The 12528-nt window shown below is 69.9% G+C and carries 8 protein-coding genes and 1 pseudogene; 1 reads left to right on the forward strand and 8 read right to left on the reverse strand.

Annotated features, from left to right (window positions below; translation table 11 throughout):
- Nucleotides 1-183: 183 nt before the first annotated feature.
- Nucleotides 184-2316, reverse strand: a complete 2133-nt coding sequence (locus ACFVX4_RS25855; RefSeq protein WP_389981279.1) for a SpoIIE family protein phosphatase — start codon at nt 2314-2316, stop codon at nt 184-186.
- A 243-nt stretch (nt 2317-2559) separates the two neighbouring features.
- Here ACFVX4_RS25855 and ACFVX4_RS25860 point away from each other — a divergent pair, with 243 nt between their 5' ends.
- Nucleotides 2560-3633 (forward strand): enoyl-CoA hydratase/isomerase family protein, encoded by a 1074-nt coding sequence (locus tag ACFVX4_RS25860; RefSeq protein WP_389981281.1) that lies wholly within the window; start codon nt 2560-2562, stop codon nt 3631-3633.
- Nucleotides 3634-3742: 109 nt separating this feature from the next.
- On the opposite strand, the gene ACFVX4_RS25865 is transcribed toward ACFVX4_RS25860, so the two are convergent.
- The 7 genes and pseudogenes from ACFVX4_RS25865 to ACFVX4_RS25895 all read right to left on the reverse strand — a co-directional run bounded on the left by ACFVX4_RS25865 (nt 3743) and on the right by ACFVX4_RS25895 (nt 12296).
- Nucleotides 3743-5206 (reverse strand): arabinose isomerase, encoded by a 1464-nt coding sequence (locus ACFVX4_RS25865; RefSeq protein ID WP_389981283.1) that lies wholly within the window; start codon nt 5204-5206, stop codon nt 3743-3745.
- A gap of 85 nt (nt 5207-5291) precedes the next feature.
- A complete protein-coding gene (locus ACFVX4_RS25870) occupies nt 5292-6770 on the reverse strand; it encodes a rhamnulokinase family protein (RefSeq protein WP_389981285.1) in 1479 nt (492 codons plus the stop codon).
- 15 nt (nt 6771-6785) lie between these two features.
- Nucleotides 6786-8831: a bifunctional aldolase/short-chain dehydrogenase gene (locus ACFVX4_RS25875; RefSeq protein WP_389981287.1), complete on the reverse strand. Its 2046-nt coding sequence runs from the start codon at nt 8829-8831 to the stop codon at nt 6786-6788.
- Nucleotides 8832-8897: 66 nt separating this feature from the next.
- Nucleotides 8898-10064: an L-rhamnose isomerase gene (gene rhaI, locus ACFVX4_RS25880; RefSeq protein ID WP_389981289.1), complete on the reverse strand. Its 1167-nt coding sequence runs from the start codon at nt 10062-10064 to the stop codon at nt 8898-8900.
- A 406-nt stretch (nt 10065-10470) separates the two neighbouring features.
- Nucleotides 10471-10698, reverse strand: a complete 228-nt coding sequence (locus tag ACFVX4_RS25885) for a hypothetical protein (RefSeq protein ID WP_385335324.1) — start codon at nt 10696-10698, stop codon at nt 10471-10473.
- An 88-nt stretch (nt 10699-10786) separates the two neighbouring features.
- A complete protein-coding gene (locus tag ACFVX4_RS25890) occupies nt 10787-11278 on the reverse strand; it encodes a hypothetical protein (protein WP_389981291.1) in 492 nt (163 codons plus the stop codon).
- A 119-nt stretch (nt 11279-11397) separates the two neighbouring features.
- Nucleotides 11398-12296: pseudogene (locus tag ACFVX4_RS25895) on the reverse strand (FAD-binding oxidoreductase).
- Nucleotides 12297-12528: the final 232 nt, after the last annotated feature.

The following is a 12528-nucleotide window of genomic DNA, read 5'->3' on the forward strand; positions in this document are numbered from 1 at the left end:
GGTGGTGGTTCTGGAAAGAGGCGCGGAACAAAAAAACATGGAGAAAAAAGCGGGTGTTCCCAACGCGGGATTGCACAAGAACCACGGGTGGGGGCGGTCGCCCCCCGTGCTGGGGGTGTGGGGCGGCACATCCCCCGGACTGCCCCTGCCCGCGCGGGGGCGGCGCGTCCTCCGGGGCCGTCGTCACCCCTGCTTCGCGGTCGGCCGGGGAGTGACGGTGGGCGGCACCGAGGGGCCGATCTCGCACCAGACCGCCTTGCCCTCGCCGCTAGGCTCGATGCCCCAGCGGGCGGCGACGGCATCCAGGAGCAGCAGGCCCCGCCCCGATGTCGCGGTCTCACCCGGGCTGCGACGCCTGGGCCAGGCGCTGGAGCGGTCCTGCACGGACAGGCGGACCCGCCGCACGGGTTCCGGCAGCACCTCCAGAGTGAGGACCGCGCCGCCTTCCGTGTGCAGCAGGACATTCACCAGCAGCTCGCCGGTCACCAGCTCGGCATCGTCCGCGAGTTCGGCCATGTCCCAGTCGGTCAGGGCCTGGCGCACGATGGTCCGCGCGTCGGACAGCCCCTCCGGGTCCGCCTGGTGGATGTACTGGTGCAACCGCGGGGCCCGTGGCGACCCGGGGTCCGGGCTGCGCCGGAGAACCAGAAGGGCCACGTCGTCCCCCGAACCCCAACGCTCCCAGAGCTGGTCCGACAGATGGTCGGCCAGTGCCTGGGCGCTCGCCGGCCCCGCGCCCACCTCGTTGATCAGTGCCTGCACTCCCGCATCGATGTCGGCCCCCGGCTCTTCCACCAGGCCATCGGTGTACAGGACAAGAGTCTCGCCCGGCACCAGGTCCAGGCGGGTCTCCGGGAACTCCTCGTCCTCGAAGTCGGTCGAGATGCCCAGCGGCAGTCCGCCTCGCACCTGGGGGCTGCCGACCCGGCCGTCCATATGCCGGATCAGTGGGCCGAAATGTCCGGCCCGAACCACGCGCACGGTCCCCGAAGCCAGTTCGACCTGGGCGTACGTACAGGTCGCGAAACGGTCCGTGTCCAGTTCGGCGAGGAAGCGCGAAGCCCGCGCCAGCACCGTCGAAGGGGGATGCCCCTCGGCGGCGTACGCGCGCAGGGCGATGCGCAACTGGCCCATGATGGCGGCGGCGTGCGTGTCATGGCCCTGCACGTCGCCGACCACGATCCCGAACCGGTTCTTGGGCAGGCCGATCACGTCGTACCAGTCGCCGCCGACCTGGCGGCCGCTCCAGGCGGCGTGGTAGCGCACGGCGATCTCGCCGCCCTCGATCTCCTGGATCCGGCGCGGCAGCATCGCGGACTGAAGGCCGGTGGCGAATTCGCGCTCCTCGTCGAAGAGCTTCGCGCGCTGCAGGGACTGCGCCACGATGGCGGCCAGCCCCAGGCACAGATTGCGCTCATCCGCGTTGAAGGTCGTGTTCTCGCGGTAGAAGAGCGCCAGGGTGCCGAGGGAACGCGCCTGGGCGACGAGGGGCAGATAGGCGACGGCCCGGAATTTCAGCCGATTGGCATAGGGGGCCAGCACGGGATAGCGACGGGTGAGAGCCGTGACCGAGGTCAGAAACCGGGGCCGGCCGCTGAGCACGGTGTCCGCCAGCGGGTACCGCCGGTCCAGCCCCGCGTCCCCGAGCGCGTCGACCGCCTCCACCGAGTCGCCGCTCAGAGCGATGGCGCTCAGCGTGGTGTTCTCGACCAGGCCGAGCGAGAGCCCGTCCGCTCCGAGCCGGGCAAGCCCACCCGGGCCGGTGAGCGCGGCGGTCACGTCGTCGACGGTCACCGCGCGTGACAGTGCGCTGGTTGTTCGTTCAACGATGCTGGTCTGCCGCTGCCGCCGTTTTTCCAGATCGAGCACGAAGGCCGAATAGGTGACCTCCGCAGTGGCGTCCTGCACCACCCCGACGATCCGGTGCGCCTGTCCTTCGTCGCTGCGCAGTATGCGCGCCTGGATGTGGGTCCACTGGTCCCTGCCGTCGTCCATCGGCACCCGGAAATGAACGCTGTACGAACTGCGTCCACTTTCGATCGCCTCCACGATCGCCACATCGAGACGGGTCCGCTCCGACTGTTCGAGCCGAGCCAGCACGGTCTCGGGCCGTGAGTCGAAGGTCTGCGGGTCCAGACCGAACACCAGCAGCCCGGCGTCGTCCATGTCGAGCGTCCCGGCGGCCACGTCCCACTCGAAGCTGCCCGTCCGATTCATGGCAAGCCGCTGAGCCGTCGCGTTGTCGCCGTTGTGCGTCTTCTCGATCAGCAGACGTGGCGGGACGGAAGTGCTCGGTTGCTGGTCCTGATCGGTCATTCCTGCTCCGGAGGTCGCCGGGCGGGGCTGCCGGACGGCGCGGCCCGAACCGGGTCACTCAATTGTCGAACCGGTTCCGGCAGGTTGCCACAGCGGACACCCGGAAAAATCCGGCAGGGAAGCCGGACCGGGCGGACTCCGGACCCCTGCCGCCCAGGCACGGACCCCGCCCCGGAGAATGGCAGCGGAAGATCGTCCGCGATCGGCGGTCGATACGGCACAGGGGCTGACCGGAGCGCATTCATGACCCACGAAGATCCCGTTCTGCTGCACACCGAGGGGCGTGTCCGGCACATCACCCTCAACCGTCCGGGCGCCCTGAACGCTCTGAACCACACCATGGCGGTGCGTATCGACGCAGCACTCGCCGACGCCGAGCTCGACGACTCCGTCACCGCGGTCCTGCTCACCGGGGCGGGCGAGCGCGGCCTCTGCGCGGGCGGCGACATCCGGTCCATCTACGAGGACGCCCGCGTCGGCGGCGGCACATCGATGGACTTCTGGCGCGACGAATACCGGCTCAATGCCCGCATCGCCCGATTCCCCAAGCCCTACGTCGCGATCATGGACGGCATCGTGATGGGCGGCGGCGTCGGTGTCTCGGCCCACGGCGACGTCCGTGTCGTCACCGAACGCTCGCGCGTCGCCATGCCCGAGACCGGTATCGGATTCGTCCCCGACGTCGGCGGCACGTATCTGCTCGGTGCGGCGCCCGGCGAGCTCGGCACCCATCTGGCGCTCACCGCGGAGGCGGTCGGCGCGGGTGACGCGCTGCTGTGCGGTCTCGCCGACCATTTCGTCCCCTCGCAGCGTCTCGCCGAACTCACCGCGGACCTCGCAGGCTGCGGTACGGCTGCCGAGATCGAGAAGACGGTGCGGCGGTACGCCTCACCCGCGCCGGACGGTGAACTGGCCGCGCACCGTGAGTGGATCGACTCCTGCTACGGGGCGGACTCGGTCGAGGAGATCGTCGACCGGCTCGACAGCAGCGGCGTCCCCGCCGCCAAGCAGGCCGCCGAAATCATTCTCACCAAGTCGCCGACCGCGCTCAAGGTGACCCTCTCCGCTCTGCGCAGAGCACGCGGGCTCGACAGCCTGGAGGCGGTGCTCGACCAGGAGTACCGGACTTCGTGCACCGCCTTCACCCGGCCCGACCTGGTGGAAGGCGTGCGTGCCCAGATCATCGACAAGGACCGCGATCCGCAGTGGAGCCCGGCGGCTCTCGCCGAGGTCACCGAGGCCGACGTGGCACTCTTCTTCGCCCCGCTGGGCGACCGCGAACTCGGCCTGGCCGCCGCTCCCAGCATGACGGCCTGAGAGGACCGGGGCGGACCGCGACGAACCAAGACAGGTCGCGACGGGCCGAGACGGGCCGAGACGGGCCGAGACGGACCGTGGCGGAGCGAGGGGAGACCGCGTACGGGAATCAGAGGTCGTTCGGCCCGTCGACCGTGCGGAACGGGATGCCGAGCAGGTCGGCCGCGGCCTTGAGGTCCTTGGCACGATGGCCGGTGCACAGCGTCCAGTGGTGACCGATGCCGGTCGCGGCCCAGGCATCGGTCCACTCGCCGGGGTCGAAGCCGAAGTCGACCCGGGAGGTGGTGTTGCCGATCTCCAGCAGCGGCCCCGGTACGACCTGGCCCTCGGAGGCGATGAAGGTGAAGGTGCCGTCGGCCTCCTGCCCGATGCCGAACGTGGTGACCGGGCCGTGTCTGACGTCGAACTCCACACTCACGCCCCAGCCGCGCTTGCCGTGGTAGACGCCCAGCCCGCGCAGCAGCGGGTCTTTGGCGCTGATGGCCAGGTGGGCGGGGCCGTCGTGGCCCATCTCGACAACCCGGTCGCGGAAATTGAGGGCCTGGAGTTCGGTGAAGGAGCCACCGGCGCCGATGGTGTCGGCGATCAGCATGGCGAGGCTGGTGCGCAGTTCGTACTCACCGGCCATCGGGATGCCACGTGCGGTCAGCAGCGACGCGCCGAGGATCATGCCGGCGCCGAGCCGCTCGTGGATCTCGCCCTCCAGGCCGCGGTGGTAGTAGGCGAGACTGTCGAGTCCGAAGTCCTCGACGAGCCGGTCCAGCCCGACCGAAACCCGTGCCGCCCAGGCGAGATCGTCCTCGTCGACGGATTCGTCGAGGGTGAAGACCGTACGTGCGAGCGCGACGCGTTCGGCGGCCGCCTCGTCCGTCACGGCGGCGACCCGGACCCGCAGGTCGTCGAATTCGAGGACTTCGACATGCCCGCCGAACTGGGTGGAGACCAGCGTCATGTCGGTGGAGACGTCGAGCATGCCGGGGTAGAGGTGGCCCATCAGACCGTGCCGGCCGTGGCGCATCGCGCCACGCACCTGCGCGGCACGGATCCAGCGGCGGATCCGCTTCCAGGCGTTCTCGTCGCGCAGATGGCCCGAGACGGAACGGAACGGGATCCCCCCGCGCCGGAACACATTGGCGACCTCCGGCAGCGGGCACTGCCCGCAGTACGCCAGCCACTTGCCCGTGTCGGTGTCCGGATGGTCCATCGCCTCGGTCGGCTGGAGGTCGATGACCAGCACCGGAGCATGTGCGCGCTGGGCGATCGGCAGCACCATCGAGGCTGTCAGATACGTCGTCAGAAACGTCACGACGATGTCGCAGTCGGCCGCCCGCAGCCGTTCCGCGGCCCTTGCCGCCTCCTGCGGATCGGAGATGAAACCTGCGTCGACGACCTCGCAGCCCATCTCCTCGAACCGCCCGGTCACGAAGCGGGCCGACTCCCGCAGTCGGTCGAGCAGACCGGGGAACTGCGGCCAGTACGCACCGAGTCCGCCGGACACCAGACCGACACGGGTACGACGGCGCGGGGTGCGGGCGAGCACACCGTCGAGCACGTTGGGCGAGACATCAGTCATGAGATTCCTTCCTTCGGTTCCGTCGAGGGCCCGGACCTCCCCGGAGGGCGCCCCGACTCCCGGCCGAGGGCAGGGCCGAATGGGCTCACGCCCGTTTCAGCCGCGCGGCGGCCAGGTCCCAGGCCCGCCGGTCCCCCTGCGGGGTGTAGTGGCGCAATTCCTGTGTCCGTGCTACCAGTTGTCGCATGTCCGCGAGGTCGCCCACCAGTCCCTGGGCGCGTGCCTGCAACAGGATGTTGCCGAGCGCGGTCGCCTCGGCCGGTCCGGCCGTCACGGGCAGCCCCGTGGCATCCGCGGTCCACTGGCACAAGAGCTCGTTGCGCGAACCCCCGCCGACGAGATGGATCCGGGTCAACTCCCGCCCCGCAAGGCCGGCTGCCTCCCGCAACGTCCTGCGGTGGGCCAGCGCCAGGCTCTCCAGCACACACCGGACATAGCCGCCGGCACTGTCGGGCGGTACCTGCCCGGTCCCCAGGAGATGGGCGTCGATGCGCGACGGCATGTCACCCGGCGCGAGGAACGCCTCGTCGTCGGGATCGATCACCGCCGCGAACGGCCGGGCACGGGCCGCCTCTGCGAGCAGTGCGGCCAGGCCCGGATCCTCGCCCCGCCGGCCCCAGGTCCGCCGGCACTCCTCCAACAGCCACATCCCCATGATGTTGCGGAGATGGCGGACCGTGCCGTCCACCCCGCGCTCATTGGTGAAGTTCGCCGAGCGGGACTCCTCCGTCAGCACCGGAGCCGGCAGCTCAAGTCCGGCCAATGACCACGTACCGCAGGACACATAAGCGAACCCGGGCTCGGTCGCGGGCACCGCCGCGACCGCCGACGCCGTGTCGTGCGAGGCGACGACCGTCACCGGTGTCCTGGCCGGTAGACCCGTGTACTCGGCAACATGCGGCAGCAGCGTCCCCGCCGGATCACCCGGCACACGCAACGGGGGGAACCAGGAACGCGCCAGACCCAGTCGGCCGATCAGCGCATCGGACCAGCCGCCGGCCGACGCGTCGAACAGACCGGTCGTCGACGCATTGGTGATCTCCGCCCCCACCGTGCCGGTCAGCCAGTACGTCAGCAGATCGGGGATCAGCAGCATCGTCCGTGCCGCACCCCACTGGGCACTCGCACGGTGAGCAGCAAGCTGGAACACGGTGTTGAACTGCAGATGCTGCAACCCGCTGACGGCATAGAGCTCCTGCGCCCCGCACACGGCCAGCACCTGCTCGGCCGCCCTTGCGTTCCGGCTGTCCCGGTAGTGGAACGGCAGCCCGAGCAGTGCCCCGTCCGCATCGAAAAGGCCGTAGTCGACCGCCCACGTATCGATGCCGATCGAGGCGATCGGACCGCTGCGCGCAGCCATACGCAGACCGTCCAGCATCCCCTGGTACAGAGCGAGCACGTCCCACCGCAGCCCGTCCGGCAACCGCACCGGCGTATTGGCGAATCGGTGCACCTCGTTCAGTTCGAGCCTGCCGGGCCCGGCCAGGCCGGTGATCACCCGGCCGCTGGTGGCCCCGAGGTCCACGGCGGCGAAGGCCCCGTCGCTTCGTGACGTCACAGACATGGAGATCTCATCCGGTCATCGAAGGAAGGCCGCGGCCACACCGGCATCGACGGGAACGTGAAGTCCGGTCGTGTGCGTGAGGTCCCCGCCGGCCAGCGCGAACACGGCGTTGGCCACATGCTCCGGGAGCACCTCGCGCTTGAGGAGGGTCCGCTGGGCGTAGAACTCGCCGAGCTTCTCCTCCTCGATGCCGTACGTCGCCGCACGCTGGGCACCCCAGCCGGCCGCGAAGATGCCCGAGCCACGCACCACGCCATCGGGGTTGATGCCGTTGACCCGGATCCCGTGCTCGCCCAACTCGGCAGCCAGCAGCCGCACCTGGTGGGCCTGATCGGCCTTGGTGGCCGAGTAGGCGATGTTGTTCGGACCCGCGAACACGGCGTTCTTCGACGTGATGTAGACGATGTCGCCTCCGAGGTTCTGCGTCCTCATCACCCGGGCGGCCTCGCGCGAGACCAGGAACGAGCCGCGCGCCATGATGTCGTGCTGAAGATCCCAGTCCCGGGCCGTCGTCTCCAACAGCGGCTTCGAGATGGAGATCCCGGCATTGTTCACGACGAGATCCACACCGCCGAACGCCAGCACGCCGGCCCTGAACGCGTCGACGATCTGCTCCTCACTGGTCACATCGACCGTCACGGCGACAGCCTTGTCGGACCCGCCGAGTTCCCGCGCCACCGAGGCGGCGTTCTCCGCGTCGATGTCCGCGACGACGACACACGCCCCCTCCGCTACCAGCCGGTGCGCGATGGCCTTGCCGATGCCGGACCCCGCGCCCGTGACCAGCGCCACCCGGGTGGCCAGCGGCTTCGCCTTCGGCATCCGGCGCAGCTTGGCCTCCTCCAGCTCCCAGTACTCGATCCGGAACTTCTCGGACTCCTCGATCGGTGCGTACGAGGAGACGGCCTCGGCGCCACGCATCACATTGATGGCATTGAGATAGAACTCCCCGGCGACCCGCGCCGTCTGCTTGTCCTTGCCGAAGGAGAACATGCCGACCCCGGGCACCAGCACGATCGCCGGGTCCGCGCCGCGCATCGCGGGGGAGTCGGGGCAGGCATGACGCTCGTAGTACGCGCGATACGCCTCCCGGTACTCCGCGTGCAGCTCCTTCAGCCGCGCCGCCGCCTCGTCCAGCGGGGCATCCCCGGGCAGATCGAGCACCAGCGGGCTGACCTTCGTGCGAAGGAAGTGGTCCGGGCACGAGGTGCCCAGAGCGGCGAGCCGCGGGTGCTCGGTACGGGCGAGGAAGTCCAGCACCGGCTCCGTGTCGGTGAAGTGGCCCACCTGAGCGCGGTCGGTGGAGGCAAGACCGCGGATCAGCGGGGCGAGCGCGGCCGCACGCTCCCGGCGCCGCTCCTCGGGAAGGGGTTCCCGGCCCGCCCACGCAGGGCCGAAGGGTTCAGCCCTGCCCCGTTCCTGGAGGAAGGTCTCGGCGGTACGGATCATCCAGAGGGCGTTGTGCTCGCACTCCTCGGACGTCTCGCCCCAGGCCGTGATGCCATGGCCGCCGAGGATCACCCCTACGGCCCGCGGGTTGGCCTCCTTGACCGCGGCGATGTCCAGACCGAGCTGGAACCCCGGCCTGCGCCAGCCCACCCAGGCCACCTTGTCGCCGAAACACTCCGCGGTCAGCTTCTCACCGTCGGCGGCGCACGCCAGCGCGATTCCCGAGTCCGGATGCAGATGGTCGACATGAGCGGCCTCGACCAGGGCGTGCATCGCCGTGTCGATGGACGGCGCCGCACCACCCTTGCCGTGCAGGCAGTAGTCGAACGCCGGGACCATCTCGTCCTCGCGCTCCACCCCCGGGTACACGTCCTTGAGAGCGCGCACCCGGTCCAGGCGCAGCACGGCGAGCCCGGCCTCGGTGAGCGTGCCGAGATCACCACCGGAACCCTTGACCCACAGCAGTTCGGTGTCGCCGCCGGTGACCGGGTCGGTGCCGGTGGCCTTGACCGATGTGTTGCCACCGGCGTAGTTGGTGTTCCGGGCGTCGGAGCCGATCCGGTGGGCGCGTTCCAGGAGTGCGGCGACTTCGGCGTGCGTCGCGGAGGTCATGGGATTCCTTCGTGGTCGGGGGTCCGTCTGAACCGGTCGGTGAAGGTGCGGGGGAGGAGACGGAGCTCAGGCGCCCCAGCCGGCCTGCTCGCCACCGATCCGGGCGGCGGCGATCCGCTCCTGGTTGCCCGAGGCCAGATAGGCGGCGAACGGGTCCCTGGCCAGGCCGAGTTCCTCACGCACCTCGGCCAGCAGCGGACGCACATCGGTGTTGTATGCATCCATCAGGGCGCCGTTCGCGGCCAGCACATCGCCGGACCGCTGCGCGGCGCTCAGTGCGTCCATGTCGACCAGCAGCGCCTTGGCGGTGGCTTCCTGCACATTGGCGACCGACCGGATCACGGCGGGGATCTTCGCTTCGATGTTGTGGCACTGGTCGAGCATGAAATTGACGTTCGTCTCGGGCTTCAGGCCGCCGTTCCTGACCACCTCGTGCATGATCCTGAACAACTGGAACGGGTCGGCCGCCCCGGCCATCAGATCGTCGTCCGCGTAGAACCGGGAGTTGAAGTCGAACGCGCCGAGCTTCCCCGCGCGCAGCAGAAAGGCCACGATGAACTCGATGTTGGTGCCCGGCGCGTGGTGCCCGGTGTCCACGACCACCTGGGCCTTCGGACCGAGACCCTGGCAATGCGCGTACGCGGTACCCCAGTCGGGCACGTCGGTCGCGTAGAACGCGGGCTCGAAGAGTTTGTACTCCAGCAGCATCCGCTGATCGTCACCCAGCCGCTGGTACACCTCTGCCAGCGCCTGGGCCAGCCGGTCCTGGCGGCCCGTGATGTCGTCCTGCCCGGGGTAGTTCGTGCCGTCGGAGAACCAGAGCTTGAGATCGGGAGACCCGGTCTCGTCCATGATGTCGACGCACTCCAGCAGATGGTCGGTGGCCTTGCGGCGCACCTTCGGATCGGGGTGGGTGACCGAGCCGAGCTTGTAGTCGTCGTCCTGGAAGACGTTGGAGTTGATCGCCCCGATCCGCAGCCCGAGATCCTCGGCGTGCCGGGTCAGCGCGGCGTAGTCCTCGACCTTGTCCCACGGAATGTGCAACGACACCTTCGGCGCCACACCCGTGAACGCGTGCACCTGCGCCGCGTCCTCCAGCTTCTCGAACGGATCGCGCGGCACACCCGGCTGCGCGAACACCTTGAATCGTGTCCCGGAGTTCCCGTACCCCCACGACGGCGTCTCGATGACCTGGGACTTCAGAGCTGCCTTGACGGCCGACACATCAGACATGAACACCTCGCAAGCAGAGTCATCCAGTGACCGGTGACCGTTCGGATGCATGAATCGTTTCATCTGGACCGTACGCTAGATTTGCCACAAGCTTCCAGTCAAGGAGCTGGTCGGGTTTTCTTGCTGCCTTGAATCAATTCAACGAGCGGTCGCCCCGTCCGCCTACCCATTCGGAGCATGGTCGCGCATCGGGGCGCCGAGGCGAAGAGAGACGGCGCGAGGCCGCCACGACGACCGCAAGGCCTGACGGTCACACGCCTCAGATCGCAGACCGCCGAGCCTCGAAGCCGATTGCACGACGCCGGACGCCGATTCCCGCACGCCGGACGGGGCCGGCCGAGCCGATTCGGCCCGCCCGTCCGGCGGTGGAGCACCCTGCGCCCGCGGCGCCGTTCAGCAGGTGCGCTCAGCGACCGCCGCCGGACATGCTCGGCTGCAGCGAGCTCACGAGGTCGAAGAACCGGGACTCGTTGCCGCACAGGCCGGCACGCCGCAGCGCACCATCGGCCTCGGCGATCGGCGAGGCGAGCAACGGCACGTACAAGGGGCCGTCCTCCGGCTCCGCGAGCGCGGCACGAGTGGCCTCCAGCAGTCGGACATACGCCTGGGCCGCAGCGAGTTCGTCATTGCGCATCTCAGCATCTCCCGGTCAGAGGTGTCGGACCCACCAGCATCCCCCATGGGTCTGACAACGCCCGCCGACGGCGGCGGGTGGGCGCCCGCTACCCGTCGTTCGGCCCTCGCGCACCGGCCGGTGGTTCGACCTCCAGGAATCTTCGACGGCGCGCTCCGCGGTACAGCAGCACCGTCCAGCCCAACTCCCGCAGCACGGCCGCGCACTGGGCCAGCTCGGCCTCCTCCGCGTGGGCGGCACCGCTGCCGGGCGGCCCGAGCCACTCGACACGTACACCGCCCGGTGTCTCACCCCGCTGCAAGCGGTATCCGGTCGCCGTGCGCAGGCCCGATCCGTCGACGGCCGAGGCGGTCAGGCCCGATGCCTCCAGCGCGATGGCGACCGCCCGTACCGGCCGGTGTGTCTCCCACGGGGCGGGTACGCCCTGCGGGTCGGCGTGTCCGGTGTTCGTCAGCCGGCGGATCTGCAGCATCCCCTCGAACGCCGTCCGCACGGAAGCAGAGCGCTTTCTGGCCGGCACCGGAGCCGACGGGCCGTCCCCGGTGGCCGGTTCGAACCCGGTCTCGTGCTCGGTGTCCATCAGTGTCCCCCTTCGCCCCTGCCGTACTGCTGCCAGTGTGCGCCGCACCACTGACAGCGCCTCGGGTGCGGGGCGCCGACCGTGCTCCTGGCCGATGCCGCCGCGCCCGGTACCCCGGGTCACATCTGTGGAGCGACCCCTTCACCGGTGAGCGTCGGCCCGCCCCCGCCGAGCACCTTGCCAGGGTTGAGGATGCCATGCGGGCCCAGCGCCGCCTTCACTGCGTGATGCATGCCCAGCACCGCGGAACCCAGTTCCTTGTTCATCCCGCGCATCTTCAGCAGTCCCACCCCGTGCTCGCCCGTCACCGTGCCACCCAGGGCGATGGCATCGTCGAGGATGTCCTCGAAGGCCAACTGGGCGCGGGCGCGCGCGGCTTCGTCGCCGGGCGTGGTGATGATGAGCGGGTGCCGGTTCCCGTCCACGGCATGAGCGATGTTGGCCACCAGAATGTCGTGCCGGGCCGCTGTCTTCTCGATCCGGGCCAGCATCTCGGGCACCGCGGTCCGCGGCACGCACACGTCCTCGGTCAGGACCGGACCGAGGCGCTGCAGCGCCGGGTAGGCCAGCCGACGCGCCTGGAACAGCGCATCGGCCTCCTGCTGGTCCTGGAGACCGCGGCCCAGGTGGCTCCCGCCCCCTCGAAGCACTTCCGTACCAGCTCGGCCTCGGCGTCGCCCTCCGTGCCCGGCGTGTCCACCCGGCCGAGCAGCACCACGTCCGCGTCGGCGGAGGGCCCCATCTTCTTCCAGGCGTCGACGGCGGCCAGGCAGTGACCGTCGACCAGTTCGAGCGCCGAGGGGATCACACCCGAAGCGGTCACGGCGCTCACCGCCTCACCCGCGGCGACCACCGAGGAGAAGTACCCGGCCACGGTCCGTTCCTCCGGCTGTGCCGGACGCAGCCGCACCGTGATCTCCGTGATCACACCGAGGGTGCCCTCGGACCCGACCGTCAGTCCGGCCAGGTCGTACCCCGCTACGCCTTTCGCGGTTCGCCAGGCAGTGCCGGACCACATCCCGGACCTCTTCGGTGTTCTGCGGACGCACCATGGCCAGCGGCGTTCCGTACGGGGCCCACTCGGCCTCGTCGTGCTGATACCGCGCGAGGCCGGCCGGATCGGTGAGTACCCGGCGGGCAGGGATGTCGTCGACTGCTGCGTTCGCCACGGTCCTGGCCACCTCCTACAAAGATGTACTACCCACCACCATCGCGCGCAGGGCTCGGGCCGGATCGGAGCCCCCTGATCC

The sequence above is a fragment of the Streptomyces sp. NPDC058240 genome (assembly GCF_042882135.1).
Classification (GTDB): domain Bacteria; phylum Actinomycetota; class Actinomycetes; order Streptomycetales; family Streptomycetaceae; genus Streptomyces.

Bases quoted from the DNA above. Each gene is read 5' to 3' on its own strand.
- ACFVX4_RS25855 (WP_389981279.1), bottom strand. From the start codon at position 2,316: ATGACCGATCAGGACCAGCAACCGAGCACTTCCGTCCCGCCACGTCTG.
- ACFVX4_RS25860 (WP_389981281.1), top strand. From the start codon at position 2,560: ATGACCCACGAAGATCCCGTTCTGCTGCACACCGAGGGGCGTGTCCGG.
- ACFVX4_RS25865 (WP_389981283.1), bottom strand. From the start codon at position 5,206: ATGACTGATGTCTCGCCCAACGTGCTCGACGGTGTGCTCGCCCGCACC.
- ACFVX4_RS25870 (WP_389981285.1), bottom strand. From the start codon at position 6,770: ATGTCTGTGACGTCACGAAGCGACGGGGCCTTCGCCGCCGTGGACCTC.
- ACFVX4_RS25875 (WP_389981287.1), bottom strand. From the start codon at position 8,831: ATGACCTCCGCGACGCACGCCGAAGTCGCCGCACTCCTGGAACGCGCC.
- rhaI (WP_389981289.1), bottom strand. From the start codon at position 10,064: ATGTCTGATGTGTCGGCCGTCAAGGCAGCTCTGAAGTCCCAGGTCATC.
- ACFVX4_RS25885 (WP_385335324.1), bottom strand. From the start codon at position 10,698: ATGCGCAATGACGAACTCGCTGCGGCCCAGGCGTATGTCCGACTGCTG.
- ACFVX4_RS25890 (WP_389981291.1), bottom strand. From the start codon at position 11,278: ATGGACACCGAGCACGAGACCGGGTTCGAACCGGCCACCGGGGACGGC.